Raw genomic sequence first — 25,355 nt, 5'->3', positions numbered from 1 at the left:
TCTGGATACGAATATGATTTGGAGGCGGGAATGTTTTATTCTGCCCCGAATCCGTCACAAGACGGTAGACGTTGTCTCGGCACGACGGGGCCGACCAAATCCCATTTGGACTCGAGCCCGCCTCGATATGGATCCATTGCCACCAATCGTAGTTGTTTTATATATTCCACGGCGATTACCGACTACGCGCTACTGTACGCACAAGCAACATCCACGCCACAACCGACTCCCTTACAAACGTGAACCGGACGGCGAACCTCTTGCATTCGAAATTTCAATATTCGAAAACGAAACCTGACAAGGCGTGGCCCATGGCGCAATCCGCCGTCATCCCTTCCCCCTTCGCACTTCGGCGACACGCGGGTCGCAAAACGACGCGCGACGTTGGCCGTGTCCAACGCGGTATCGTTGTACACACGACACCATCGAGAGCCACCTACAAAGGGATGTATTTCGAAATTTGGATGGGAGTGACCGGGCCGAAGCTCAACCAATCATCGCTCTCTGGTACGTTGGCGGGACATCGAACTCGCACCAATGCTCGCAGGCCTCGTAGGGAATACGAGGTACAGGACCGACGTATTTCCATTTTCAATTCGATCGTCGGCTTACCGATAGCCGAGAGAACGAGTATGACAGGATACTTCCAGCGTCCTCCCCACGAGCTTCGCGGAAGGCCCAATGAACCCGCGCGTGTTCGAGATGTGTCCTGTCGACCCGGCCCCGACCCGTGAACCTCGGGGCCGTGAACCTCGGGACCGCCCGGGGAAACTCGTAGTTCGAAAATTTTGACTAGAAGTCGGATAGAGAACCACTCGTTTTCGGTGTCGGGCACACACATCGAAGCCGCCCCAATGTCCGTGAGGAACTTTTCTGGGTCGAAGTCGGACGCATATACCGATCCAACGGATAGCTGATGAGCAAGTGGATGAGGGGACGGGGATGTGGGCTTGCAATGGGCTTCGCGACGTCACGACAAATTGGCCACGGCTACACGAGCATCGCGGAAGGAGAAAGGCGCAATGAATTCGCGCGCGACCGACGTGCAGAAATCCAGTACGATCAGCAACGAGTCGACGCCTCGGAGCGCAACACATCCCGACGCAGGGTTCGCGGGTAGCGAGCCCGGGCCCCGACCCGAGCGTGGTGGATCGGCCGCTATCCGCACCCTGCTCGCGGAGACTGGCGCCGATGTCCACGGCTTGGTGGCCGCGTGCGCCCTGGACGAGGCGCTATGCGCGGCCCACGACATAGCGGCCGTCGAGACCGCGCTCGCGGCCTGGGCGCGGGCGCGGGCCGAGTGCACGACCGCCGAGTTCGTCCCCCACAGTGAATATCCGCACGGCCCGGGGAATAGGCCGCCCCTGGTGGAGACGGTAACGGAAGAAGGGCATGGAAAGCTCGCGGTCGCCGTCCAGGGGACGCCGGCGGGATGGGTCACATTTACCACCGCGATCCATCCAAGCCGTATCACCGATTCATTGCGGCGGCTCATTCTCGTGGCCGCTCGCATCTACGCGTCGCGGCTGGCCCAGGTCACGATGCGGGCGGCCCCCGAGAAGGAACGCGACCCCGAGCGAGCCGAGGGGGCCGAGGGGACACATCTCTATTTGGGGTCATCGGCGGCGGCCCAAGAGCTCGCTCGCCTGATTCCAAAGCTGGCCGCCTCCAACGCCACCGTGCTTTTGATGGGCGAAACCGGCGTCGGCAAAACCTTCGTGGCGCGACTGATTCACGAATCCGGTGTACGAAAAGGCGAACCACTTCGTGTCATCAATTGTGCGTCCATTCCGGAGAATCTGGTCGAAAGCGAATTGTTCGGGCATACGCGGGGCGCCTTTACGGGCGCGGTCTCCGATCAAGCCGGCGCGTTCGAAGCCGCCGGGCGAGGGACGGTCCTACTCGACGAGATTGGCGAGCTCCCACTGGCGAGTCAGGCCAAGCTGCTTCGCGTGCTCGAGGACAGGCGCTTCGAGCGACTGGGCTCGAACCGTTCACTGCCTTTGGAGGCGCGAATCCTGGTGGCAACGAATCGTGACCTGGAAGCCATGATCGCCGCTGGAACGTTTCGCAGCGACTTGTTCTTTCGTATCTCCGTGGTCAAGGCGTTGGTCCCGCCGCTTCGAGAGCGCGGGCAAGACCTGGTGATGCTCGCGAAGCAGCTCCTCTCCGACCTGTCGGCGAACAGCGGGCGGCGGGTGGACGGTTTTTCCCCCGAGTCGCTCGAGATCATTCGTGGTTATTCGTGGCCGGGCAACGTGCGCGAGCTGCGCAATGCCATCGAGCACGCCCTCGTTCTCGGCGACGGCCCCCTCGTTCTACCGAGGGACTTTCCAATCGGCATCCGTCGCACACGGGATCACAGCGCGCAGGACGAGCAGCCGTCGGTGATTCAGTTACCGGCGCAACTGGAGTGGCTCGAACGCCGCGCCATCGAAGAAGCGTTGCGCGTCGCCCACGGCAATCGTGCGCGCGCCGCCGCGCTCCTCGGGATACGGCCAGCTACTCTATATTACAAACTCCGCCAGGACTCCTCTTTGGAGCGCTCGCTGACCGCGCCGCCGGAGTGAGTGGGATCGTGCGGTTCTCCGCACGATCCCGGGAGGGTCAAAAGATTGACGGAGTCCGGTCTGGAGCAGCCAAGTCGATTCCGGGGTGCGCAGCCACGTCGAGTCGACGCGCCGAACGAGCCCGGGGACGAAGGCGGGAATCCGGCGCGCCCACCCCGTGCTGAATGCACCGACCGAGCTGCCCACACTCGTCCATACTACGAAATTGGGCCCGCCGGCGAAGAGGACGCCCCGCGCTCCGCGAATCGCACGTTTGGCGGAATTGGATGTTCGTCACCCCTTGCAAGTGGTGTCGGTCCTATGCCTCGGACAGCCCGCGCACCCTGGTAATGCCGCCGGCGACGGCTCCAAACGGGGTTACCGAGGTATACACTTCACGCTCGTAGAAAGGCTAATCCGAGGACGGATCGTGAACTTCTTGCGTAATTCGACCGCGAGAGAAACCTCACCGACTGCGCGTTGTCGATCGCATGACCGTCTCACCGGCTCTCCGTCGGGAGGCCTCCCTCCCGCACGAGCCCAACGCGCAGTATTCCGTGCTCGCGATGCTCCGGGATTACCGATGTGCATTTGCCATCATTCGATATTCATATTTTATTCGGACGGATCGCGATGAGGCTCAATGCACATCGTGCATCAACTTTCGAACGGGACGCACCAACAAGAAGAGGAGGAGGGCGCCGACCGCCGAGCTCGCGACGAAGAGCGTGAAGTAATGAGTGGGTGTCACCTTCCCCCACGACTCGCTGATGCTCCCGCCGATGTACTGCGCCACGGAGTTCGACAGGAGCCACACCCCCATGAAGAGCGACGCAAAGCGCGTGGGCGCCAGCTTGGTCACCATGGAGTAACCGACGGGCGAGATGCAGAGCTCTCCGAACGTGGCCAGGAGGTAGCTGAGAACGAGCCAGAAGCCGGTCACCCGCGCGGCGTCGCTTTTCTTCGCCAGCTCGCGCACCGGGTTGCGCCACTCGGCGGGTGCGCCTTCGCTGAGGAGCGCGGTCCGCGAAGGCGGATCGATGGGCTCGTTCACGGTGAGCGTGGCGGACGCCGCGTCCCACGACGGCTTCGTCTTGGCGATGGCGCCCGTGGGATCGTATTCGGCTGGCACGCCTTGCAGCTTGCCCGATGCGGGGTGCTCGGGCGACGCCTGCGCCGATTCGCGCACGAACGCCTCCACCGACTCCACGTACTTGGGATCGGCGCTCTGCTTGAGCACATCGTGGACGACGAAGGACGGGAGCGTGCCGCGAACGACGAGCTCGCGCTTGGCCGCGTCGAACTGGAAGCGCCCCGCGTCGAACGTCGACAGATCGATCGCCTCCGGCACCCTCTCCAGCGCGACCCGCGACTCGGTGGCGTTCTCGGCCACGGCCGCGCCCACCATGGCGAGGAGCGACAGGGCCAAGAACACCATGGAAATCGCCATCTTCATCCCGGTCGAAGGCTCGCGCCCGACCCGGTGCAGGCGGAGCCAGATCCACGCGAAGATCGGAGCAACCAGCACGATGCCCAGGCCGTTGACCGCCTGGTACGCCTCGGCCTCCATATCGAAGAAGACCATTTTGCGCACGGTGTTGAACTCCGCCCAGAAGCTGAGGGAGTTGCCCGCCTGCTCGAAGGCCATCCAGAACAGGAGCTGGAACACGAACAAAATGAAGATGACGAGGCTCTTGTCCCTCCCTGCCCCCTTCACCGACAGGAGGCTCGCGGTCATCCAAATGGCGATGCCCGCCACGGCCACCGGCATGAACACGGCCGAGAGCGGGACGTGCCCCTGGATGTATTGCGACACGAAGTACACGGGAATCAGCGCGCCGAAGAGCACGCCCATGAGCATGATGAACCCGCGTCCGGCCATGGGCGCGAACCCTTTGGCCGCGGGCTTGGCCTCGTCCATCTCACCTTGGCGCTTGGCCGCCGACTCCTGCCCGACCAAGGCGCCGACGGCCAAGGTATTGCCTGCCGCGAGCACGTCGCGCTCCACCTGTTTGCGAAAGCCGACGAACAGGAGCAGGCTGAAAATCATCGCCACGCCCGTGGCGCCGAATCCGTAGTTGAAGCCGTAGTGCGCGCGCAGCCATTGGCCGCACACGAGGGGCCCCAGCATGCCGCCCAGGTTGATGCCCATGTAGAAGATCGTGAACGCGCGATCGCGCCGGGCATCGCCGGGCCGGTACATGCGCCCGACCAACGTGGTGACGTTCGGCTTGAAGAACCCATTGCCGATCACCAAGAGCACGAGCCCCGTGTAGAAGACCGGGAGGGCGTCCTGGGTCAGGAAGAAGGAGCCGATGCCCATGAACACCGCGCCCGCCACGATCGACGGGCGCAGGCCCAAGTACCGATCGGCGAGGAAGCCTCCGAGGAGCGGCGAGAGGTAGATGAGGCTCGTGTACCACTTGAAGACGGAGCTGGCCCGCGACGGTTGCCAGCCGTGGTGCTCGACGAAGTAGAGGACGAGCAGCGCGCGCATCCCGTAATAACAAAAGCGCTCCCACATCTCCGTGCCGAACAGCACATAGAGGCCGCGCGGGTGCCCCGTGGTCGGCGCATTTTGCGGCGAGGTCTGGGTAACTCCGGACGATTCAGGGGGATTTCGAGGAGGCAACGGGGGGTCTACAAGCGGTGATGCTGTACTCATACGGCGGCGCGAACGAGAAACCGACGAGACTGGTCTGTCAAGGTCGATCTGGGCGTAAGCTTGAATGCAGCGTGACCTCCGACACCTCCCATACCGACGAGACGTCGAGCTCGAACGTGACGCAGAGCCCCATTCCGCCGTCCCAACGTCCGCCCCGCGACGATGACGATGCGCGCCTGCTCTCGCGGCTTGGATACGCGCAGGAGCTCCTTCGCGCGATGGGGGGCTTCTCGAGCTTCGCCATCAGCTTTTCGATCATCAGCATCCTCACCGGCGTGATGACCACGTACGGCGTGGCGCTCGGCGGCGGAGGCCCGGCCGCGCTCGGCTACGGCTGGCCGATCGTGAGCATCGGCACATTGATCGTCGCGATGGCCATGGGGGAGCTGGCGAGCGCGTTTCCCACCGCGGGCGCGCTCTACCACTGGTCGGCGCTGCTCGGGGGGCCCGGGTGGGGCTGGTTCACGGCCATGATGAACCTCGCCGGCCAGTGCGCCATCGTGGCCGCCATCGATCTCGGCTGCGCGCAAGCCATCGCCGGGACGTTGCACCTGCCGTCGAGCGCGCACGTCCCCTTGCTGATCGCGATCCTGACGTCGCATGGGCTCATCAACGCGTTCTCGGTGAAGCTCGTGGCGTGGCTCAACAACTTTTCGGCCACCGTGCACGTGGTGGGGGTCATCGTCATCGTGGGGGTGCTGCTGCTCTGGGGCCGCGCGGAGCCCCTCGCGTTCCTCGGGCAAACCGGCTTTACGACACGCGAGGACGGCAACTACGGCTTTGGATTCCTCAACGCCTTGGTGCTGGGCATGTGGACCTTCACCGGCTATGACGCATCGGCCCACGTGAGCGAGGAGACGCACGATCCCGCGCGGCGCGCGCCTTGGGGCATCGTCTCGTCGGTGGCCGTCAGCGCCATCGCAGGCTATGCGCTGGTCGCGGCGCTGACCTTGGCCATCGTCGATCTGCCGGCCACCGCCGGCGACAAAGAGCCGGCGCTGCACGTGCTGCGTCATGCCTTTGGCGAGCGCGCGGGCAACGCGACCATGGGGCTCGCCGTCATCGCCATGTGGTTCTGCGGCTTGTCGAGCGTCACCAGCGCCTCGCGCATGCTGTTCGCGTTCTGCCGCGATGGCGGGCTTCCCGGCGCCTCCGTATTGCGTCGGGTGAGCCCATCGCATCAAACGCCACTGTTTGCCATTCTCGCCTCGACCCTCGGGCCGCTCACCTTGGTGCTCATCACGTTGCCCTTCAGCGACGCGGTCTTCCTAGCGGTCGCTTCGCTCGCCACCACGGGCCTCTACCTGTCGTACGCGATGCCCATCGCGCTCGGCGTGCACGCGCGCGCGGTAGGAAAGTGGCGGCATCGCGGGCCGTGGAACCTGGGGCGGCTCGGCATCCCCTTGGCGCTGGGCGCGGTGCTTTGGTCGTTGGCGGTGCTCGTCATCTGCTGTCTCCCGCCGAACTGGAACGCGGCCGTGATGCTCGCCTCGGTGGTGGTGGTGATCCTCGTGCTCTACTTCGCCTTTGCCCGCGGGCGGTTCGCGGGGCCCAAGGTGACCATCGTGGGGATCGAGTCGCAGTTCTCCGACTGAGCCAGCCGCTGCGCCATACCACCGACGCGGTGGGCCGCAACTCGAAGTGGCACAGAAAAGGCGTTCGTGACGCACAGTGGCAAGGGATCGGGTATCCCAAATGCAATCCGAGTGCGCTACTCTGGCGCGATTCATGGCCACTATGAATCCGCCCGTCTCCCAGACCCGATCGTTCAGCACCGTGTTCCTCATCGAGCTGTGGGAGCGCTTTGGCTACTACGGCATGCAGGCCTTGATGATCTACTTCATGGTAGAGCGTCTCGGCTTCGACGATGACAAGGCCAACCTGACCTGGGGCGCGTTTACCGCCCTGGTGTACGCGGCGCCGGCCATTGGCGGATGGGTCGGCGACCAGCTGCTCGGCACGCGCCGCACGATGATGATTGGCGCCTGCATCCTCGCCCTCGGCTACGGGTTGCTGTCGGTCCCCACGGATAGCCAGTACTTCCTGTACTGCGCGCTGGGTGTGGTCGTGGTCGGCAATGGCTTGTTCAAGCCCAACGCCGGAAACCTGGTGCGCAAGATCTACGAGGGCGACGACTCCAAAATCGATAGCGCCTTCACCCTTTATTACATGGCGGTCAACATCGGCTCGACCGTGTCGATCCTGCTCACCCCGTGGATCAAGGACCACTGGGGTTGGAACGTGGCGTTCGCCGTGTGCATGGGCGGGCTCATCACGGGCTTGATCAACTACGCCTTCATGTTCCGGACGCTGTCCCATATCGGCTCGCCGCCGGACAAACACCCCGTGCACAAAGGCAAGCTGGCGGCGGTGCTGGGAACGGGCGTGGTGACCTTGTTCGTGGTCGCCTTCATCCTGCAACACGACGCCGTGGCGAAGGGTTGTGTGTATTTTGCAGGCGTCGTCATCCTCGCCATCTTCGCCTACCTGATCGCGAAGAGCACGCGCAGCGAGCGCTCGGGCCTGATCGCGGCGCTGGTGCTCACCGTTCAGACCCTCTTGTTCTTCATTTTCTACCAGCAGATGTCCACGTCGCTGGCCCTGTTCGCGCTGCGCAACGTGAGCGCGGAGTTTTCGATTTTCGGCATCCACCTCTTCGACTGGCTGCCGGCGCAGTATCAAGCCTTGAACCCTCTCTGGATCATGGTCCTGAGCCCGATCTTGGCCTGGTCGTACACGTACTTTGGAAAACGCGGCAAGGATCTGCCCATCGCCGGGAAGTTCGCGCTGGGCTTTGCGGTGGTGGCCATCGGCTTCTTCATCTACGGCGTGGGCGGTCGCTTCGCGGTGGAGGGGCGCGTCTCATCCTGGATCATGATTTGGGGCTACGGCTCCTACTCGCTGGGTGAGCTGCTCGTCAGCGGCCTCGGTCTGGCGATGATTGCCCGCTACGTGCCCGAGCGCATGGGCGGCTTCATGATGGGTGCGTACTACGTGGCCACGGGCATCTCGCAGTACCTCGGCAGCGTCATCGCCAACCTCGCCAGCATTCCGAAGGACATGACCAATCCAATGGAGAGCCTGGCGCTCTACACGGACTTGTTCAACAAGCTGGGCTTCGTGGCCGTCGGCGGCACGGTGCTCGCCATCATCTTGCTGCCGATGATGAAGCGCTTGTCGGCCACCCATAGCGAGCATAGCCAGGCCAAGACGGCCACGGCGCCCGCCTCGGCCGAGGCGGCCGCCGAATAGCGCGGATCAGCGCGGAGGCTGGGCGAAGCGGGGATCGGATGCCGGAAACGGGATGGCGGTGTCGCGCAGGTACAGCTCACGGCCGGTGTACGGCTCGAACGAGTCGCCGGCCTCCGTGAAGAAGGCGACGCCGATGACGCCGACATTGCGGGCGCTGCCCGTGCGGGCGGCGTAGGATTCGGCGACCCTCGCAAAGCGAAAAGCTGCGACGACATCGTGGCTTTGACGGAAGCCGTCGATGGTCAGGGTGGCGAAGGGCATGAGCACATAGCCGCGGTTCTCGAGGGTGCCGGGGCGGCCGTTGATGACGTCGAGCCCGTCCACGGTGGCCACCGCCTCGAAGCGGTGGTCGGTGTGGTTCATCAGCACGATGCTGTAGCGATCGCCCGGGTGGCCGATGACCAAGGTTCGGTCGCCGAGCTTCACGGCGTCGAGCGGCTCGCCGTTCTCGTCGCGGATGGACACGGTGATGGCGCCGCCGCCGGCCACGAAGTCGCGAATGGGGGCGCGGCCCGCCACGTGCGCGGCCAGCGCGTCGACGCCGCGGCGGTCGTTGTAGTTCATGGTCGCGACCGCAAAGGGCCGATCGCGATCGGCGCGCACGAAGCGGACGTCGCGCACGTACGACGAGCGCGTCTCGCCCCACTCGGTGCCGAGGCCCGGGCGGGTGTGCGCCTCGGCGCTGGGCTTTGGCGCGTTGCGGGGGGAGTCGTTGGGGGAGAGCGGCGCGGGGGCGGGCGGGGGCGGCGCTTGCCAACCTCCGGAGGAGGACTCGGCGTCGGACGACGGCGCCTTGGCGGTCAACCGCGGCGCGGCGGGCGGGGGCGCCATCGATGGCGAGGCTGGCGCCTCCTCCGCCGTGGACACGTAGGCGTGGATCGACTCCGATCCGCGGTAGTCCGGGCCTTTGGGCGCGTTCGTGCGGGCGTTTTCTCCGGCGCACGCGGTGAGCACTATGAGAACGAAGCACAAAAGGACCCGCATGGGCGCTCCTCCCTCTCCAAACCTCTCCAAACCTGCTTCGACTGGCGTCGTGGACAGGGCTTGAACGGGCGGAGGGCGGCGACCTTACAGGTCGAGGACGCGATCGGCGGCGCGCCCTACGCAACCGTCAGGAGCACGCTCTTCATGTGCGGCTCACCCCCGGCGGCGACCGGAAACTCCCGCGGCAGAGGTAGATCCTTCATTTGCCACACCTCACGCCCGGCCATTTCGGCCCCCTTGGCCAGCAGCTTGCGAAACTTGCCGCGCAAGATGCCGCGGTGGTTGGTGCACGCCAAGACCCGACCGCCGCGATCGAGCACGGCCAAGGCGTTGGCCAAGAGCTCCGGATAGTCGTCGGCCGCGACGAAGCGGCGGGTCCGCGTCTTCGAGTAGCTCGGCGGATCGAGGATCACCAGGTCGAACTTTTGCCCGCGGCGCGCGGCGCGCCCGAGCCACGCGAACGCGTCCTCGGCGTGGAACGTGTGTGCGTCGCTCAAGAGCCCCGCGCGCTGCAGGTTGGCGCGACCGCGCTCGAGCGCCACCATGGACGCATCGACGCTGGCCGTAGCCTTGGCACCCCCGGTCGCTGCCGCCACGCTGAAGGCGCACGTGTACGCGAAGAGATTGGCGACCCGCAGGCCCCCGGCGAGCGCGCGCACCCGGGCGCGGTTCTCGCGCTGATCGAGGAAGATGCCGGTCGACAGACCGTCGCCCAGACGAACCTCGTACGGGATCCCGCCCTCCAGAACGCCCAACGCCTCGGGCGCAGCCACCCCGCGCACCGGCTCGCGCGGGGCCAGATCGTCGCGGCGCGTGTCGACCAAGGTGTTCGACTGGCGCGGCCGGAGCTTCAAGTAGATGCCCGCGAACCCCAGGGCGGCCAGCCGATCGAGCACCCGCTCGCGCTGCGCGGCCTCCGACTCCAAGGGGAACTCCGCCACCAGATGATCGCCGTACACGTCCACGACCAGCCCGGAGAGCCCATCGCCCTCGCCATGCACCAATCGAAAGGCCGTATCGCCGGCGCTGCGCCCCAGGGTGTAGCGCCGCAGCACCGCGCGCTCCAGCGCCTCGCCCAGGCCGCGATCGTCGCGCGGCATTTCGTCGGGCGAGGCCCCCCCGCGGAGCCATGTTTCGAACTCGTACGGCACCGGGGCCGAAAAGATCACGCGCTGCTTCGACACCGGATGCGCGAAGGCGATCTGCCGCGCGTGGAGCAAGAGGCGCGGCGCATAGACCCCGCCGTACATCGTATCGCCCGCGATGGGCGCCCCGGCGTGCGCGAGCTGCACGCGCGCCTGGTGCATGCGCCCCGTCTCGAGCACCAGCTCGAGCAGCGCGCGCGTGCCCTGCCGCTTGCGCACCTCCACGTGGGTCACGGCCAGCTTCGGTTTTTTGTCCTTCTCCGACACCAGGCGCTCGCGCAAGGTGACCCGGTCCTTGTTCTTCGGCCACCCCTCGACGCACGCGAGGTAGCGCTTCTCCACCTTGCGGCCCTCGAACTGCGCGGCGAGGGCCGCGTTGTGCTCGCGCGCGCGGGTGAAGACCATCACCCCCGACGTGTCCTGATCGAGCCGTTGATGCACCCCGAGGTAGGACTCGCCAAAGGCCTTGAGCCGCGAGACCACATCGTCCGCGTGCGCCGGGTCGGCCGCTTGGCTGGGGATCCCCGCCGGTTTGTCGATCACGAGCAGCGCCGGATCGCGGTGTACGATCCACGCATCACGAAAATCGGGGAAAATGGCTTCGCGCTGGCCTCGGTCGACGGACGTCACACGCCCCTTCTCGACGCTCTGGGCCTGCTCGTCAATGCTCCGGCTCGATGCCGCTCTCTTTTCCGTCCAGCGATCCCGAGCGTTCCAGGCGATCGAGGCCGCGCTTGTGCAAAACGAGGGTGGCCTTCTCGACCGACGTCGTGGCCCCGCACTGAACGCGTACGGACACCGGGAGCCGGTAGACGCGCGCGGCATCGATGAACCGCACGCGGCGCGGGTTGCCATCGAGCACCGGCACCTGCTTGACCGCGTCGTCCAAGCGGGCAAACAAGGGCGAAAAGTCGTAGCGGAAGACGTGCTTGATGCGCCGCACCCCGGAGGCTGCCAGCTCGCGCTGCGGCGACACGGTGCCCTTGTGCATGTAGCGCAGGAGCGTCCCCTCCCGCGACGCGCCGCTCACCGGGTTGAGCGGATCGGGCCTGCGGCGGGTCTCTTGGTCGAACGACTCGCGGGCGCTGACGATCACGTCCCGCTTCGGCAGCCGCCGCGCCGGCGCCCGGTAGCGCGCCACGCGCTGCGCATAAAAGCGGTGCACATTGCCGGCGATCCAGGTCCGGCCCAGCTCCTTGATGCGATCCTTGGCCGCGTAGACCAGCCCAGCGATCACCGCCAAGAGCACGAGGCCCGAGCCGACGGTGGTGCCGGTCGTGGGCCGGTGGTTCAAAAGCGCGACCTGCCAGGCGAAGGCCCACGTGGAGGCCACCACCGCCACGAACGCCGCCACCCAGTGGTGAATCCGCTCCGCGACCTGGTGAACCTCCGCCTCCAGAAAGAGCACCTCCTGGAAGTGCTTTTTCAGCTGGCTGGCGCGATCCAGGTACTTCTCCGAGGTGGCCGGCGCGTGGGGGTCGGCGTTCACGTAGCCCTTGCTGGCGCGGTACGACAGCTCGCGTTCGAGCGCCTCGGCCACCCTGGTGGCCACCGCGTTCACCACCGCGGGAAAGTCCTCGGCCTCGGGTGACTCCGAGTCGAGCAGGAGCTCCAAGGATCGCGTGGCCCCCGAGAGCATATCGAGCAGCCGCACGCTCGCGTACTCGTCCACCAGCGCGCGCTCGCACCGGAGCTCCTGCGCCTCCTCCTCCAGCTCGCGGTGCACCAGCTTGGAGCGGGCGTCTTTGGCCATGGCGATGGCGGCGTCGATCCAGATGACGAGGGCGCCCTCCATGTCTTGCACGGTGGCGCGTTCGACCTGCGAAGCGGCGAACCGGCAATGGCGCGCAAAGCCGTCGCTCGCGCGCGCCAGGCGATTCGCGAGGGCCACAGCGTCGCGTCGCAGGGAGTCGATGGTGACCACCTCGGGGCCCCGGCGGGTTTCGCGCGGGCGGTGCGCGCGCGATCCTTCGGCGGGGTCGAAGGTCGAAGGGCGCCCGCAGCCAAACTCCGGCCCGTCCAAGCGGGTAAACGACTGCAGCTGGTCCCATGGCGCGTGGCGCGCAAAGGCATTGGACGGAATATCGAGCTCGACGTCGATGGCATAGTGGACGTCGCCCCGTACAGGGAGTGGCACTGCGACGCTCCACTCCAGACGACTTGCGTCATGGACCCCGAGGCGGACCTCCACGTCGGGGCTCGTTGCTTCAAGCTCTACCGCGGCGCTGTATGTCCGAGCAAATGTGCTCGCCTGCGTTGCTGCCATCGACTCCGATTCTCGGCGGGCGCTTCGAGCGGCCGCTGCTTACTGCATGAGTGACGAGCACCATGCGTGCAAGCGAAATTCGGGGAAGATGTCCGAAACAGTCCACCCTTTTCCCGCCAGCAATCGGACATATGATGATGGCCCCATGAGTGACGTATCCGCGCGCATCCAGGAGCTCGTTCAAACCAATCATGTCGTCCTCTTCATGAAGGGGACGAAGAACTTCCCACAGTGCGGCTTTTCCAACGCCGTCGTGCAAATTCTCAAGAAAGAAGGGATCGCCTTCGAAACGGTCAATGTGCTGGCCGATCCCGCGATTCGCCAGGGAATCAAGGATTTCTCCAATTGGCCGACCATCCCCCAGCTCTACGTGGGCGGAAAGTTCATCGGCGGGTGCGATATCGTCACGGAAATGCACACCGCCGGTGAGCTCGCGAAGGTGCTCAAGTCGTAAGGGCTAAAAGCTCAAACCGCCGTCGACGTCGATGGTGCGGCCGTTGAAGTAGTCGCACTCGAGCACGAATTTGACGGCGACCCAGATGTCCTCCGGCACGCCGATGCGCCCGACCGGGATGGCCGCGACCAAGGCGTCGCGCGCTTTCTGGTTCATCCCTTGGGTCATCGGCGTTTCGATCATGCCGGGCGCGATCGCGCCGACGCGAACGCCGAACGGGGCGAACTCCGCCGACCACGTGCGGGTGTTGGCGGCCAAGGCGGCCTTGGCGGCCGAGTAGTTCGATTGCCCGCGGTTGCCGTGGCGCGCGATGCTCGACATGTTCACGATGACGCCGGGGCGGGTGCCCGTCTCGACCATTTTCTTCACCGCGTCGCGCACGACCAAGGTGGCGCCCGTGAGGTTGACGCCGATGACGGCGTTCCAGTTCTCCAGGCTGAGGGTCTTGACCTTGCCGGTCTCCTTGTCCTTCTTCACGAGGAGCCCATCGCGCAGGATGCCCGCGTTGTTGATGACGGCGTTCAAGCCGCCCATCTCCGCGTGCGCCCACTCCACGAGCTCGCCCACCTCCTTCTCGTCCGCCACATTGACCTTGCGCGCGTGCAGCCGGCCCAAAAGCTCGCCCGCGTTGCCGCCCCCGAGCGCGCTCGCCTCGTCGGCGACGGCCTTGCGATCGACCTCGAGCACGTCGGCGATCGCGACCTGAGCGCCCCCCTCCGCGAGCCGCGCCGCAAAGTGACGCCCCATTCCCTGCGCTCCGCCCGTAACAATGACCTTCAGCTCGCTTAGTTTCATGGTGTTGCCCTCGCTTGTAGCGTGATCGCTGGCGGGGTCCCATAGCGATTGTGCGCGCATCGGCCGCTACTGCTTTCTATTCAAGCGGAACAACTTCGGGTACACCTCCTGCCCGTGCGTACCCGCTTCTTCGTCCTCGCCCTTTGCGCCTTTGGAGCTCTCGGAGCCCTTTTCGCCCCCGGCTGCTCGGATCAAGCCGAAGGAGAGCGCTGCGACAGCCGAAATGGCGACAGCGACTGTGCGGCGGGCCTGCAGTGCATCCGCGTAAACGCCGGCGAGACGGACCGCTTCAACTTCCGCTGCTGCCCCACGGATCGCCCCAGCACCGTCTCCGAGTGCATCCGCAGCGCCAACCCGAGCGATCCCTCACCGCCCGACGGCAGCGCCGACACCGGGGCGGACGCCGCGGACACGGGAACCGACGCCCAAACGGATGCCCCCGTCGACTCGGGTAGCGACGCCGACGCCGCCGACAGCGCCGGTTGAGCAATTTTATCGACGCATTGAACCGTAGGTGGAAAGGGTGGGACGGGTGAGCCGATGCCGATTGGGTCTTTGATTCAGCACGCCCAGGAGGCGCTGATGCTCACCGTGGTGCTGTCGCTGCCCGTGGTCGCGGTGGCGGCCATCGTGGGGCTTCTGGTCGCCGCCTTTCAAGCCGCGTCGCAGATTCAAGACCCCACCTTGTCCCACCTACCCCGATTGCTGGCCGTGGTGGCCGTTTTGGCGGTTTTAGGCCCATGGATGGCGCATCAGCTCGCTGCTTATGCGGAGCATGTCTTCCTCGCCGCACGTTGATTCCCACGTTGGCTCATTGACCTCTAGCATACGTTTTGCTACGTCGGCGAAGTGACTGAATCGTCAGTCAGTCGAATGCGACGACCCGTTCCCCCTCCCGGGCCGAAGCCCAATGCGAAGCCCGCGCGAACACGCGGTGGCGACAAACGCGAGCGCATCCTCGCGGCCGCCGTCAAAGTGTTCGCCAAGAGCGGCTTTCACGGCACGCGCGTCAGCGAGGTGGCCAAAGCTGCGGGCGTGGCCGACGGCACCATCTACCTGTACTTCCGATCCAAGGACGAGCTCTTGGTGTCGCTGTTCGAGGACCGGGTCGAGAAGCTCCTGGCCCACATGAACGTGGAGCTCACCAACCTCCCCGATGCGCCCGCGAAGCTGCGTCGGGTCATCGAGATGCAGCTCGGTCTCCTCGAGGGGGAGCGCGATCTGGCGGAGGTCATCACCGTGATCATCCGGCAGTCGTCCAAGCTCATCAAGGAGTACGCCGCGCCCAAGTTCGGGGCCTACCTCGACGCCATCGCGCAGGTGGTCACCGAGGGGCAAGCCGCCGGCGACTTCCGAAAGGATATCTCGCCGCACCTGGTGGCGCGCGCCACGTTCGGTGCGCTCGATGGAATCGCGCTGCTCTGGGCCCTTGGCCGCGCCGAGCAAGGGGCGCTGGCGCGCTCCGCCCGGCAGCTCTCCGACGTGCTCCTGCGCGGGCTGCAGCCGTGAGCTCGGCGAACGCGGGGTCGGCCGGACCGAACGCGGGGCCCGCAGGGTCGAACGCGGGAGCGAAGCTGCTCCGGAGGCGCGCGGAGATCGTGCGGCAGGTGCGCGCGTTCTTCGAGCAGCGGGACTTTCTCGAGGTGGATACGCCGCTCTTGATCCCGTCGCCGGGGCTCGATCTGCACCTGCAGGCGTTTCAGGTGGGCGGGCGTTATCTGAGCACGTCGCCCGAGTATCAAATGAAGCGCCTTTTGGCCGATGGCTACGCGCGCATCTTTCAGATCACGCGGGCGTTTCGGCAGGGGGAGCTCGGCTCGCGCCACAACCCCGAGTTTACGATCCTCGAGTTTTACCGGGCGAACGCCGGGGTCCCGGAGGTGATGCGGGACACCGAGGAGCTCGTCGAAGCGGTCACCGGCGGCGAAGTTCGCCTGGGCGCCCGCCGCATCGCCACCCGCGCGCCCTTTGCGCGCATGACGCTGTGCGAGGCGTACGAGCGGTTCGCGAAGATCGCGCCGGACGAGACGCTCGCCATGGCCACGTCCGACGAAGATCGGTTCTTCCGGGTGCTGGTCGACGAGGTGGAGCCGCGCATCGCCGAGCTCGACCACGCGCTGTTCCTCACCGAGTACCCGGCACCGCAAGCCTCGCTCGCTCGAAAAAAGCCCGCCGATCCGCGGGTGGCGGAGCGCTTCGAGCTGTATGTGGCAGGGGTCGAGCTCTGCAACGGCTTCGGCGAGCTCACCGATCCGGTCGAGCAGCGCGCGCGTTTCGAGCAAGATCAGCGCGATCGCCGGGAGCGCGGGCTGCCGGTTTACCCCATCGACGAGCGGTTTCTCCAGGCGCTCGAGCGCGGGATGCCCGATTCGGGCGGAAACGCCGTGGGGCTCGACCGGCTCATCGCGGTCGCATCGGGGACGACCGCGATCCGCGAGGTCATGGCGTTCGCCGACGACGAGCTTTGACGAACACGCGCCGAACACGCGATACAGTTCCCGCATGTTGAACTTTCGCGATGCACAAGAACGGGTGCTCGGGCTCGCGCCGCGCATGGGGGCCGAGCGGGTGGGGCTCGATGGAGCTCATGGGCGAGTGCTCGCCGAAGATGTGCTCTGCCCGGTCGACGTCCCGGCGTTCGATGCCAGCACGATGGACGGGTACGCGGTCCGCGCGGCCGACTTCGCGGGCGACGGTCCCTGGGAATTTCCGGTCCTCGGGGAGAGCCGGGCGGGAGGCAGCGCCCCCGCGCGGCTCGAGCCCCGGGCGGTGACGCGCATCTTCACGGGGGCGAGCCTCCCTCTCGAGGCCGACGCGGTGGTGATGCAAGAGCACGTGGAGCGCGCGGGGGATCGCGCGCGGTTCGTGCGCCCGGTGAAGGAAGGACAATTCCTGCGCCGGCGCGGCGACGATCTTCGCGCGGGCGCCGTGGCCATCGCGCGCGGTACGCGGCTGCGCGCGGCGCACGTGTCGCTCGCGGCCACCGTCGATCGCGCGTGGCTCACGGTGTTCCGCCGGCCGCGCGTGGTGCTGCTGGCCACGGGCGACGAGCTGCGCTCCCCGGGAACGGCGGGCCCGCCGGGCTCCATCGCCGACTCGAACACCGTGGGCCTCGCGACCATGGCGCGCCGCGCGGGGGCGATGGTGGCGGTGGCCCCGTTCGTGCGCGACGATCTAGAGGCGACCAAGCAAGCCTTCGAGGCCGCGCTGGCCGGCGCCGACGTGGTGATCTCGGTGGGCGGGGTGAGCGTGGGCGATCACGATCGCGTTCGTCCGGCGCTCGAGGCGATTGGGGTCGATTTGAATTTCTACCGGGTGGCCATGAAGCCCGGAAAGCCGCTGGCGGTCGGCACGCGCGGCAACGGCATCGTGCTGGGGCTCCCCGGCAACCCCGTCTCGGCCATGGTGACCTTCGCCTTCTTCGGCCTTCCCCTTCTGCGCGCCATGCAAGGCGACGGCGATCCCCTTCCCCGCGCCTTTTGGGCGCGCGCCGGTCGATCGGTGTCGCGCGAGCCCGGGCGGCTCGAGTTCGCGCGCGCCGCGCTCGTCCGCGACGGCGCCAGCTGGATCGCCACCCCGCTGGACAACCAAGCCAGCGGCGCGATGGCGGCGCTCGCCCGCGCCGATGCGCTCCTCGCCATTCCTGCCGACTGCGCGGAGCTTCGCGTGGGCGACGACGTCGAGGTCTACTTGCTCGAGGAGCTGGGAGCGTGAACGAACAATCGAAGAACGAGGAGCGCGACGAAGGGTCGAGCGATGGCGCACGCGACACGGTACCGAACGACTCCGCCGAGCCGAAGCTCACGCATTTGTCCGATCGCGGCGAAGCGCACATGGTCGACGTTGGTGCCAAAGACATCACGGTGCGCCGCGCGCGGGCGCGGGCGCGCGTGCGCATGAAGCCCGAAACGGCGCGCCTGGTTCAGTCGGGCACGGCGCCAAAGGGGGATGTGCTCGCTGCAGCGCGCATCGCCGGCATCATGGCGGCCAAGCGCACACCGGAGCTCATCCCGCTCTGCCATGGCATCGCGCTCACGCGGGTCACCGTCGAGCTGACCCCGGTCGCCGATGGGGTCGACATCGAGTGCACCACGGAGGCGCGCGATCGCACGGGGGTCGAAATGGAGGCGATGGTCGGCGCGAGCCTCGCGGCGCTGACGCTTTATGACATGCTCAAGGCCGTGGACCGCGCCATCACCTACGACGTCGCGCTGCTCGAAAAGTCGGGCGGAAAAACCGGCGACTACTCACGGAAGATCTAACCATGCTGCTCGACATCCGGCAGGACCCCATCGCATCCGAAGAAGCCGTCGCGCACGTATCCCACGCAGGCGCAGGGGCCGTCACCACCTTCCTCGGCGTCGTGCGCGAGCAGAACGAGGGCCGCGCCGTCGTCAAGCTCGAATACCAAGCGTACCTGCCGATGGCCCGCGCCGAGCTCGCGCGCATCGCCGCCGAAATCGAGGGCGAAATCCCCGGCGTCCAGCTCGCCGCCCTCCACCGGGTCGGCGCCCTCTCCGTCAGCGACATCGCCGTCGTCTGCGCCGCCAGCGCCCCCCACCGCGACGAAGCCTTCCGCGCCTGCCGCCTCCTCATTGATCGCATCAAAGAGCGCGTCCCCATCTGGAAACGCGAATACGGCCCCCACGGCGCATGGTGGGTGGGCTGGGTCGATGCCCGCTGCAGCCCCGATCACGACCACGCGGCGCACGAGCACGCAGACCACGACCACGCGGCGCACGAGCACGCAGACCACGACCACGCGGCGCACGAGCATGCACCGCACGAGCACGCGGACCACGAGGCGTAGAGTTCAGGCGCGGTGCACGTGCCAGACATGCATCGTGGGCTCGCGTTCGGTCACGAAGAACACGACCACGTGCCGGCCGACGAAGAGCCGGAATTCACCGCCGCCGGCGGCATAGACGAGCCCTTCACCGGTCGACGCCCAGCGTTCGACGGCGGTGGCCACCGCCTCGGCGTCCGCGAATCTCAGGCGACGCCAATCCGCATAGGCGTCCGCCCCCCATGCGATATTCATTCACCACGCTGGCGGCGTTCTTCGAGCTCCCTCTTGATCTGCTCGTGCGCAATAGCGGGCCGCGGATCGCGTCGCACCATCTCTCGGCGGGCGCGCTCCTCGACAGTCAGCGCCTCGCCCTTCGGCGCGTGATGCAAGGCGCGAAGGGCCGGATGCTCCTCCCGGGAGGGCGCGCTCGCCTTCATCTTTGCGCTTGACTTCATGCTCGACAAGGTAGCACCCCCCACCGCACCCAACAGGGCTTTTTATTGCTCAGCTCAGGCCCCCCCCGACACCGGGGGAATCAGCGCCAGCACATCGCCCGGCGCGATCGACTCGCGGGCCGTCGCAAACACCTCGTTGCGCGCGACGCGGACGTGCGCCAAGCGACCGGCGAGCTCCGGGTGCTTCTGCGCGATGTACGTGTAGAATGCACCTACTGTGGTGACCTCCTCGGGCAGGTCCAAGGACTCTTCGTCGAGCGCGACGAGCTCGCGCACGGCGGCGAAGTAGAGAACGCGGATGCGCATGGGGCCTCTACTTGGCCCCATGGTGATGGTGCCCACCTTTTCCCGACGCGAGTGCGACGGCGTGCTCCAAGGTCGGTGCGATGAGCGCGTCGACCCCTAGACGCACGGCGTTGGTGCTCCCGGGAAGTGAGAAGACCACGGTGCGTCCCACCACGCCCGAGGTCGCGCGCGAGAGGATCGCACGCGGCCCGATGGCGTCCCACGAGAGGCGGCGGAAGGCTTCGCCAAAGCCATCGAGGCGCTTGTCGAACAAGGATTCGAGCGCCTCGTAGGTGCGATCGCGCGGTGCGATGCCGGTGCCACCGGTGAGGATCACGGCGTCCATCGGGGGCTCGCTGGCAAAGCCCCGCACGAGCTCGACGATCACGTCGGGCTCGTCGCGGACGATGCGGTGTCCCGCCACCCCAAACCCCGCGGACTCGAGGCGTTCCCGCAGGATTTTACCAGACTCGTCCGTATCTTCCGTTCGTGTATCACTCACCGTGACGGTGACGATACGAATCGCGCTTGGCATGAGAGAGCCCCTTCCCACAACTGAGTTGTGGACGCATGATACGCGTTTGAGCTTCGTACGTAGACGAAGCAAGGGGCCGAGACCACGTTGTTCCATCTCCCGATTGCAAAAACCGAAAGCGGCCGCGAAGGCCGCGCCCAGCCGCGATCGGTTCGTCTTTCGCTGACCGATCGCTGCGATCTGGCATGTGTTTATTGTCGCCCGAATCGCAGCGAGGGCTATCTGGAGCGCAGGCTCGATCTCGAGGCCTGGTCCACCATGGCGGCCGGGCTCGTTCGGGCAGGCGTCCGGCGCGTTCGTTTGACGGGGGGTGAGCCCCTCCTGCACCGCGACGTGGTGGAGGTCGTACGCCGCCTCGGGGCCCTTTCCCTGGACGATCTGGCGCTCACCACCAACGCCACCCGCCTCACCAAGCTGGCGCGTCCGCTCAAAGACGCGGGCCTCCGGCGCATCACCATTTCGCTCGACACGCTCGACCCCCAGCGCTTCGCGCGGCTCACGCGCGGCGGGGAGCTCGCCCCGGTGCTCGAGGGCATCGAGGCGGCGTGCGCGGCCGGCTTCGACGAGGTGAAGCTCAATGCCGTGGTGCTGCGCGGCGAGAACGACGACGAGCTCCCGGCCTTGGTCCACTACGCGTGGGAGCGCCGGATCGTACCGCGCTTCCTCGAGGTGATGCTCATCGGCGAAGGCGCCAAGATGCGCGACCGGGTGGTGCCCGCGGCCGAGATGCGCGCGCGCCTGGCCGATCTGCTGGTCGACGAGCCCCCCGAGCGGGAGCACGATCGAGGCCCCGCGCGCTACGTGCGCGCGCGCCACGATCCGCGGCGCAAGGTCGGCTTCATCAGCGGCACCACCGACACGTACTGCAAAGGGTGCGACCGGCTGCGCGTCTCCAGCGACGGCGTGCTGCGCCCGTGCCTGGCGACGAACGACGGCGTGGCCGCCGAGCAGGCCGCGCGCGCGGGGGACGTCGTCGGCATCGATGCGCTTCTTCAAGAGGCGTGGACGATGAAACCCGACGGCGAGACCTTTCGCGGCTGCACAGAGGAGAGCGCCGCCTCGGTCTCGATCCGCGCCATCGGCGGCTGATGGCAGGCCACGACGCGAGCTGCGGCGCCGAGCAAGCCCGCTTTTGGCGGGACCCGGAGCTCGATGGCACCGAGTTTTTGCTCGCGCGGTTCGTCTCGCACCACTTTTCGCCGCACGTGCACGATGAATACGCGATCGGCCTGATCGAAAACGGGGTGGAGGCCTACCGCTACCGCGGCCACGATCGGGTGGCGACCGCGGGCGAGGTCGTCATCGTCGAGCCGGGCGAAGCGCACACCGGCGAGCGCGGCACCGAAGAAGGCTGGCAGTACCGCATGTTCTACATCCCGGCGCGCGTGTTCGCCGAAGCCGCGGAGGCCGCCGGGGTGAAGGGCCTCCCGCACTTTCGTCAGACCGTGCTTCGCGATCCGGCGCTCGCCTTTGCCATGCGCGCGATGCACGTGGCCTCCGAGCGCGGCGAGTCGCAGCTCGAACGCGAGTCGCGCTTCGCGGGCTTGCTCACCACCTTGGTCGAGCGCCACGCGGAGGGCACCCTGGTGCTGCCGCGCCCGCGCCCCGATGCCCCCGCCGGCATCCTTCGCGCGATCGACCGAGTAGAAGCCGATTTCGCGGAGCCGCTCACCTTGGGCGATCTCGCGCAGTGCGCCGGCATGTCCGACTTCCACTTCGCGCGCTTGTTCGCGCGCACCACCGGCATGAGCCCCCACCGCTACGTCGTCCAGCGGCGGGTCACGCAAGCGTGCCGTCTCTTGCGCGGATCGCGGGGGCCCATGGCCTTGGCCGACGTGGCAGCCACCGTCGGCTTCGCCGATCAGGCGCACCTCACGCGGCATTTCAAGCGCATCACCGGGGTAACCCCCGCCCGCTTCGCCCTCCGTCCCTGAGTCGAGGTCGGAAGTCGACGTCGGGCGCGGCCGCGAACGGTTCGCCGCCCGGCGCGGCGAGCGGCGGAGCATGGGGGCGGCCCGGCCCCGTTCGACCTGGAGCTCGCGCCCATCGCGGGTGCGGCGGGGGTCGTGCTCCTCGTCACCACGGGCGGCGGCGCAAGGCTGCGCAAGATCGTTCAAGACCTGCCGCGCGCGGGTTGGCATGTTCGGCGCAATGGCGAATTCGCGTTCGAACGAGTTTTTTCGCGGCGTGCGCAGGGAGCTGCCTCTGCAGCTCGGCGTCGCGCCCTTCGGCATGATTTACGGTGTTTTGGCGGTTCACGCCGGCATGTCCCCCCTGGCCGCCCAGCTCTCGTCGAGCATCGTCTTTGCGGGCTCCGCGCAGCTGGTGATCGCGCAGATGCTCGGCGCCGGCGGCAACCCGCTGGTGGTCGCGCTCACCGCGGTGGTCCTCAACGTCCGCCACGTGCTCTACAGCGCATCGATGGCCCCCAATGTCGCGCACCTGCCGCGCCGCTGGCGGGTGCCGCTCGCGTATCTCTTGACCGATGAGGCCTACGCCGTGGCCATCGGCCGCTATGCGGAGAGCCGAGACCTCTCGGGGCCCGACTACCGTCATTGGCACTACCTCGGCGCGGGCCTCACGCTCTGGACGACGTGGCAGCTGTCCACCCTGATGGGCGTGCTGTTCGGCGCGCAGCTGTCGCCGGCGTGGGGGCTGGATTTCGCCATCCCCCTCACCTTCATCGCGCTCCTGGTGCCTTCGCTGGCCGACGGCGCGAGCCGGGTGGCGGCGCTCACGGGCGCGGTGGCGTCGGTGCTGCTCTTCGCCATGCCGCTGAAGCTCGGGCTGTTCTGCGCGATGCTCGTCGGCATCGCCGCGGGCGCCGCGTGGGAGGTCTTCACGGGCGGCGGCAAGCCGGCCCCCAACGCGGAAGGAACACGAGCATGAATGGCACCTGGTTGACCCTGTTCGCCGTCGGCGCCGCCACCTTGGGCTACCGGCTCTCCTGTATCGAGTTCAGCGCCAGCGCCTCCGCCTGGCTGGCGCGACCGGCCATCCGCCGCCTCTTGCGGTTCGTCCCCCCTGCCGCCTTTGCGGCCCTCGTGGCCCCGGCCGTGCTCCTGCGCGACGGCGCCCTCATCACCCATCCCACCGATCCGCGGCTCCTCGCCGCCCTGGTCGCGCTGGCTGCCGCGCTGGTCACGCGCAACGTGCTCGTCACCTTGGTGTCCGGCATGGTCGCGCTGCACGTCGTTCCCCTGCTCTTTGGAGGGCTCGGCCCGTAGCAACCTTGCTACGTAGCGCTGGCGCGGGCCGTCATCGCCAACGTGCTCGAGTGGGTCGACCCGGATGATGCGCGACTGCGCGCTCGACCTCTAGCTCGGCTCGGCCGTCGCGGCCTTGGGTTGGGTCACGTCGACGACGTCGAGGCCGACCAATTTCATCAGCATGAGCGCGTTCGAGCTCTGCACGACGCCTTCGCGGAGCTTGTAGTCGAAGGTCATTTTGTCGTCGGTGACTTGTTCCTGGAAGTGGACGTTCTTCACCGCGTGCGGGAGCTCGGCCTCCAGATCGGCGATGCCGAGATCGTGCGTGGAGACCGCGCCCATCGCCTTTTGCGCCACCAGCTTGCGCACGATGGCGCGGGCGCCGATGAGGCGCTCGCGCGTGTTGGTGCCGTGGAGGATCTCGTCGAGGAGAAAGAGCACGGTGCGCTCGCCACGGGCCATGTCGAGCACCATCTTGAGGCGCTGCAGCTCGGCGTAGAAGTGCGAGACGCCCTCGGCGAGGGAGTCGCGAACGCGCATGCTGGTGGCCACGCGCACCTCGCCGATGGTGAGCTCCTTGGCGCAGACGGGCGCGCCGGCCAGGGCGAGCACCGCGTTGATGCCGACCGCGCGCAGGAGGGTCGACTTGCCCGACATGTTCGAGCCGGTCACCAAGAGCACGGCGGTCGGACCTCTCAGCTCCACGTCGTTGGCGACCCGCTTGGAGGCGAGGATCAGGGGGTGCCCCAGCTCTTTGGCGATCAAGCGCGGGGAGTCGGCGAGGACGGGCCAGGTGTACTCGGGGTAGTCGTGCGCTAGCGCGGCCAAGCTCGAAAGGGCTTCCACCTCGCCCAAGGTGGAGAGCCACGCGCGCGCGCTCGAGCCCGCGCGGAGCCGCCATTTCTCGAGCGAGATGGCGCAGTTGATGTCCCAGAGGAGCAGCGGCCCGATGATCAGCCGGAACACGGCATTTTCGCGCGCGCCCACGAAGGAGAGGACGCGCGCGAGCCGCGACATTTCATGCGTGGCGCTGGTACCGGTGGACAACATGCGCGCCTTGTGCTGCTGGAGCAGCCGCGACTCGAGGCGCTCGGCCTCCACGGCGGCCAGCATCTCGGAGAAGCGCGAAAAGCCCCCCTCCATGGTGGATACCGACGCGACGATGCGCGAGACCACCGCCCACTTGGGCCATGTGACCGCGAGCTGCAACAAGAGGAGCCCGATCCAGACGCCCGTCGGAAGATAGGACGCGAGGACCAGCGCGGTGGTGGTCAGGATCGGCAGGATCCTCGCCGCCGCGATCAGGAGAGGGCCGGCCTCGAGCGGCGCGGAGCCCTCGGCCCACGTGAGGAACGGCTCCGGATCGGGCTTGTCTTCGCCGACCAGCGCGCCGGTGGCGGAGAGCCCTTCGCGGAACGCGTGGTGCTCGGCGAGCTCGCGCGCGGCCTCTTGGCGCTCGCGCACGCCGTTCGGAAAGTCGCCGATGGCGCCTTTGAGCCACGAGGCCAGGTGCGCGGCGCCGAAGAGGGTCTCGGTGCGATCGAGGAAGCGAAAGAGCGAGCTCGGACCGAACAGATCGAGATCGCCCGCGTACGGGTGGTTGGGCGTGGCGAAGCCTTCGCCCGTGGGGCCCGACTCCTGCCATCGACCATCGAGGCGCGCGAGCCCGCGCTCGTGGAAGCGCAGCGCCGACTCGGCCAGATCTTTCTTCGCGTGGATGCGGGCATGCACCACCACCAGCGCCGCGAAGACGACGAAGAGAACGGCTTCGGCGGCCCACGCGCCCCCGGGAAGGGGCACCCACACGATGGCGCCGAGCAGCGCAATCGCGCCCAGGGCGACGACGAGACGCAGAAGACCAACCGTGCGCGAACGCGCGTCGAGGGCCTGCGCTTCACTCGTTCGTGCTGCTTTTCCCGCCTCGTACCGCTCTCGTGGTTGCCGTGCCTGCATTTTGGGAACGCGAGGCTAG

25 protein-coding genes are annotated in these 25,355 nt (G+C 67.2%); 15 read left to right on the top strand and 10 right to left on the bottom strand.

Going from position 1 to position 25,355, the window contains the following annotated elements:
- The first annotated feature begins 1,022 nt into the window (after positions 1 to 1,022).
- Complete coding sequence (locus LZC94_07300) at positions 1,023 to 2,570, top strand: sigma-54 dependent transcriptional regulator (GenBank protein ID WXB17072.1); 1,548 nt, start codon at positions 1,023 to 1,025, stop codon at positions 2,568 to 2,570.
- 619 nt (positions 2,571 to 3,189) lie between these two features.
- Here LZC94_07300 and LZC94_07295 read toward each other — a convergent pair.
- Positions 3,190 to 5,181 (bottom strand): peptide MFS transporter, encoded by a 1,992-nt coding sequence (locus tag LZC94_07295; protein WXB17071.1) that lies wholly within the window; start codon positions 5,179 to 5,181, stop codon positions 3,190 to 3,192.
- A gap of 104 nt (positions 5,182 to 5,285) precedes the next feature.
- Between LZC94_07295 and LZC94_07290 the strand changes: the two genes are divergently transcribed.
- On the top strand, positions 5,286 to 6,809 hold the full coding sequence (locus tag LZC94_07290; protein WXB17070.1) for an amino acid permease: 1,524 nt from the start codon (positions 5,286 to 5,288) through the stop codon (positions 6,807 to 6,809).
- Between the two features lie 133 nt (positions 6,810 to 6,942).
- Positions 6,943 to 8,466 carry an oligopeptide:H+ symporter gene (locus LZC94_07285; GenBank protein ID WXB17069.1) on the top strand — a complete coding sequence of 508 codons (1,524 nt, stop codon included), beginning with the start codon at positions 6,943 to 6,945 and terminating at the stop codon, positions 8,464 to 8,466.
- Positions 8,467 to 8,472: 6 nt separating this feature from the next.
- On the opposite strand, the gene LZC94_07280 is transcribed toward LZC94_07285, so the two are convergent.
- The 3 genes from LZC94_07280 to LZC94_07270 all read right to left on the bottom strand — a co-directional run bounded on the left by LZC94_07280 (position 8,473) and on the right by LZC94_07270 (position 12,732).
- On the bottom strand, positions 8,473 to 9,420 hold the full coding sequence (locus LZC94_07280; protein ID WXB17068.1) for a hypothetical protein: 948 nt from the start codon (positions 9,418 to 9,420) through the stop codon (positions 8,473 to 8,475).
- 146 nt (positions 9,421 to 9,566) lie between these two features.
- Entirely contained in the window at positions 9,567 to 11,225 is a 1,659-nt protein-coding gene (locus LZC94_07275; protein WXB17067.1) for a class I SAM-dependent methyltransferase, read from the bottom strand.
- Positions 11,226 to 11,256: 31 nt separating this feature from the next.
- Positions 11,257 to 12,732: a hypothetical protein gene (locus LZC94_07270; protein WXB17066.1), complete on the bottom strand. Its 1,476-nt coding sequence runs from the start codon at positions 12,730 to 12,732 to the stop codon at positions 11,257 to 11,259.
- Positions 12,733 to 13,006: 274 nt separating this feature from the next.
- On the opposite strand from LZC94_07270, the gene grxD reads away from it, so the two are divergent.
- Positions 13,007 to 13,315, top strand: coding sequence for a Grx4 family monothiol glutaredoxin (gene grxD, locus LZC94_07265; GenBank protein ID WXB17065.1), 309 nt, complete (start codon positions 13,007 to 13,009; stop codon positions 13,313 to 13,315).
- A gap of 3 nt (positions 13,316 to 13,318) precedes the next feature.
- On the opposite strand, the gene LZC94_07260 is transcribed toward grxD, so the two are convergent.
- Positions 13,319 to 14,110 (bottom strand): SDR family oxidoreductase, encoded by a 792-nt coding sequence (locus tag LZC94_07260; protein ID WXB17064.1) that lies wholly within the window; start codon positions 14,108 to 14,110, stop codon positions 13,319 to 13,321.
- A gap of 114 nt (positions 14,111 to 14,224) precedes the next feature.
- Between LZC94_07260 and LZC94_07255 the strand changes: the two genes are divergently transcribed.
- The 7 genes from LZC94_07255 to LZC94_07225 all read left to right on the top strand — a co-directional run bounded on the left by LZC94_07255 (position 14,225) and on the right by LZC94_07225 (position 18,920).
- Positions 14,225 to 14,596: a hypothetical protein gene (locus tag LZC94_07255; GenBank protein WXB17063.1), complete on the top strand. Its 372-nt coding sequence runs from the start codon at positions 14,225 to 14,227 to the stop codon at positions 14,594 to 14,596.
- Positions 14,597 to 14,650: 54 nt separating this feature from the next.
- Positions 14,651 to 14,908 (top strand): type III secretion system export apparatus subunit SctS, encoded by a 258-nt coding sequence (gene sctS, locus LZC94_07250; protein ID WXB17062.1) that lies wholly within the window; start codon positions 14,651 to 14,653, stop codon positions 14,906 to 14,908.
- A gap of 75 nt (positions 14,909 to 14,983) precedes the next feature.
- Positions 14,984 to 15,619: a TetR/AcrR family transcriptional regulator gene (locus tag LZC94_07245; GenBank protein WXB17061.1), complete on the top strand. Its 636-nt coding sequence runs from the start codon at positions 14,984 to 14,986 to the stop codon at positions 15,617 to 15,619.
- Positions 15,616 to 16,578, top strand: coding sequence for an EF-P lysine aminoacylase GenX (gene genX, locus LZC94_07240; GenBank protein WXB17060.1), 963 nt, complete (start codon positions 15,616 to 15,618; stop codon positions 16,576 to 16,578). The genes LZC94_07245 and genX overlap by 4 nt, the downstream gene beginning before the upstream one ends.
- 34 nt (positions 16,579 to 16,612) lie before the next feature.
- A complete protein-coding gene (locus LZC94_07235; protein ID WXB17059.1) occupies positions 16,613 to 17,824 on the top strand; it encodes a molybdopterin molybdotransferase MoeA in 1,212 nt (403 codons plus the stop codon).
- A gap of 119 nt (positions 17,825 to 17,943) precedes the next feature.
- A complete protein-coding gene (gene moaC, locus LZC94_07230; GenBank protein ID WXB20358.1) occupies positions 17,944 to 18,372 on the top strand; it encodes a cyclic pyranopterin monophosphate synthase MoaC in 429 nt (142 codons plus the stop codon).
- Between the two features lie 2 nt (positions 18,373 to 18,374).
- Positions 18,375 to 18,920 (top strand): molybdenum cofactor biosynthesis protein MoaE, encoded by a 546-nt coding sequence (locus LZC94_07225; protein ID WXB17058.1) that lies wholly within the window; start codon positions 18,375 to 18,377, stop codon positions 18,918 to 18,920.
- A 3-nt stretch (positions 18,921 to 18,923) separates the two neighbouring features.
- On the opposite strand, the gene LZC94_07220 is transcribed toward LZC94_07225, so the two are convergent.
- Genes LZC94_07220 through LZC94_07205 form a run of 4 tightly spaced genes read right to left on the bottom strand, consistent with a single transcriptional unit; the run spans position 18,924 to position 20,174 of the window.
- A complete protein-coding gene (locus LZC94_07220; GenBank protein WXB17057.1) occupies positions 18,924 to 19,151 on the bottom strand; it encodes a hypothetical protein in 228 nt (75 codons plus the stop codon).
- Positions 19,148 to 19,354: a hypothetical protein gene (locus LZC94_07215; GenBank protein WXB17056.1), complete on the bottom strand. Its 207-nt coding sequence runs from the start codon at positions 19,352 to 19,354 to the stop codon at positions 19,148 to 19,150. The genes LZC94_07220 and LZC94_07215 overlap by 4 nt, the downstream gene beginning before the upstream one ends.
- Positions 19,355 to 19,408: 54 nt before the next feature.
- Positions 19,409 to 19,660: a molybdopterin converting factor subunit 1 gene (gene moaD / locus LZC94_07210; GenBank protein WXB17055.1), complete on the bottom strand. Its 252-nt coding sequence runs from the start codon at positions 19,658 to 19,660 to the stop codon at positions 19,409 to 19,411.
- A 7-nt stretch (positions 19,661 to 19,667) separates the two neighbouring features.
- Positions 19,668 to 20,174, bottom strand: a complete 507-nt coding sequence (locus LZC94_07205) for a MogA/MoaB family molybdenum cofactor biosynthesis protein (protein WXB17054.1) — start codon at positions 20,172 to 20,174, stop codon at positions 19,668 to 19,670.
- Between the two features lie 87 nt (positions 20,175 to 20,261).
- Between LZC94_07205 and moaA the strand changes: the two genes are divergently transcribed.
- From moaA to LZC94_07185, 4 genes are all read left to right on the top strand, one after another.
- Positions 20,262 to 21,263: a GTP 3',8-cyclase MoaA gene (gene moaA, locus LZC94_07200; GenBank protein ID WXB17053.1), complete on the top strand. Its 1,002-nt coding sequence runs from the start codon at positions 20,262 to 20,264 to the stop codon at positions 21,261 to 21,263.
- Positions 21,263 to 22,108, top strand: a complete 846-nt coding sequence (locus tag LZC94_07195; GenBank protein ID WXB17052.1) for an AraC family transcriptional regulator — start codon at positions 21,263 to 21,265, stop codon at positions 22,106 to 22,108. The genes moaA and LZC94_07195 overlap by 1 nt, the downstream gene beginning before the upstream one ends.
- A 217-nt stretch (positions 22,109 to 22,325) precedes the next feature.
- Positions 22,326 to 23,063, top strand: a complete 738-nt coding sequence (locus tag LZC94_07190; protein WXB17051.1) for an AzlC family ABC transporter permease — start codon at positions 22,326 to 22,328, stop codon at positions 23,061 to 23,063.
- Positions 23,060 to 23,401, top strand: a complete 342-nt coding sequence (locus LZC94_07185) for an AzlD domain-containing protein (protein ID WXB17050.1) — start codon at positions 23,060 to 23,062, stop codon at positions 23,399 to 23,401. The genes LZC94_07190 and LZC94_07185 overlap by 4 nt, the downstream gene beginning before the upstream one ends.
- 90 nt (positions 23,402 to 23,491) lie before the next feature.
- Here the strand turns inward: LZC94_07185 and LZC94_07180 are convergent, their stop codons facing one another.
- Positions 23,492 to 25,336 (bottom strand): DNA mismatch repair protein MutS, encoded by a 1,845-nt coding sequence (locus LZC94_07180; protein ID WXB17049.1) that lies wholly within the window; start codon positions 25,334 to 25,336, stop codon positions 23,492 to 23,494.
- Positions 25,337 to 25,355: the final 19 nt, after the last annotated feature.

This window comes from Sorangiineae bacterium MSr11954 (assembly GCA_037157815.1).
In the GTDB taxonomy this organism is placed as follows: Bacteria; Myxococcota_A; Polyangia; order Polyangiales; family Polyangiaceae; genus Pendulispora; species Pendulispora albinea.
Note: the sequence above shows the minus strand (reverse complement) of the source record. Positions and strands in the feature narration are given on the sequence as shown.

Bases quoted from the DNA above. Each gene is read 5' to 3' on its own strand.
- LZC94_07300 (WXB17072.1), top strand. From the start codon at position 1,023: ATGAATTCGCGCGCGACCGACGTGCAGAAATCCAGTACGATCAGCAAC.
- LZC94_07285 (WXB17069.1), top strand. From the start codon at position 6,943: ATGGCCACTATGAATCCGCCCGTCTCCCAGACCCGATCGTTCAGCACC.
- grxD (WXB17065.1), top strand. From the start codon at position 13,007: ATGAGTGACGTATCCGCGCGCATCCAGGAGCTCGTTCAAACCAATCAT.
- LZC94_07260 (WXB17064.1), bottom strand. From the start codon at position 14,110: ATGAAACTAAGCGAGCTGAAGGTCATTGTTACGGGCGGAGCGCAGGGA.
- sctS (WXB17062.1), top strand. From the start codon at position 14,651: ATGCCGATTGGGTCTTTGATTCAGCACGCCCAGGAGGCGCTGATGCTC.
- LZC94_07245 (WXB17061.1), top strand. From the start codon at position 14,984: ATGCGACGACCCGTTCCCCCTCCCGGGCCGAAGCCCAATGCGAAGCCC.
- LZC94_07235 (WXB17059.1), top strand. From the start codon at position 16,613: ATGTTGAACTTTCGCGATGCACAAGAACGGGTGCTCGGGCTCGCGCCG.
- moaC (WXB20358.1), top strand. From the start codon at position 17,944: ATGGTCGACGTTGGTGCCAAAGACATCACGGTGCGCCGCGCGCGGGCG.
- LZC94_07225 (WXB17058.1), top strand. From the start codon at position 18,375: ATGCTGCTCGACATCCGGCAGGACCCCATCGCATCCGAAGAAGCCGTC.
- LZC94_07220 (WXB17057.1), bottom strand. From the start codon at position 19,151: ATGAATATCGCATGGGGGGCGGACGCCTATGCGGATTGGCGTCGCCTG.
- LZC94_07215 (WXB17056.1), bottom strand. From the start codon at position 19,354: ATGAAGTCAAGCGCAAAGATGAAGGCGAGCGCGCCCTCCCGGGAGGAG.
- moaD (WXB17055.1), bottom strand. From the start codon at position 19,660: ATGCGCATCCGCGTTCTCTACTTCGCCGCCGTGCGCGAGCTCGTCGCG.
- LZC94_07205 (WXB17054.1), bottom strand. From the start codon at position 20,174: ATGCCAAGCGCGATTCGTATCGTCACCGTCACGGTGAGTGATACACGA.
- LZC94_07195 (WXB17052.1), top strand. From the start codon at position 21,263: ATGGCAGGCCACGACGCGAGCTGCGGCGCCGAGCAAGCCCGCTTTTGG.
- LZC94_07190 (WXB17051.1), top strand. From the start codon at position 22,326: ATGGCGAATTCGCGTTCGAACGAGTTTTTTCGCGGCGTGCGCAGGGAG.
- LZC94_07185 (WXB17050.1), top strand. From the start codon at position 23,060: ATGAATGGCACCTGGTTGACCCTGTTCGCCGTCGGCGCCGCCACCTTG.
- LZC94_07180 (WXB17049.1), bottom strand. From the start codon at position 25,336: ATGCAGGCACGGCAACCACGAGAGCGGTACGAGGCGGGAAAAGCAGCA.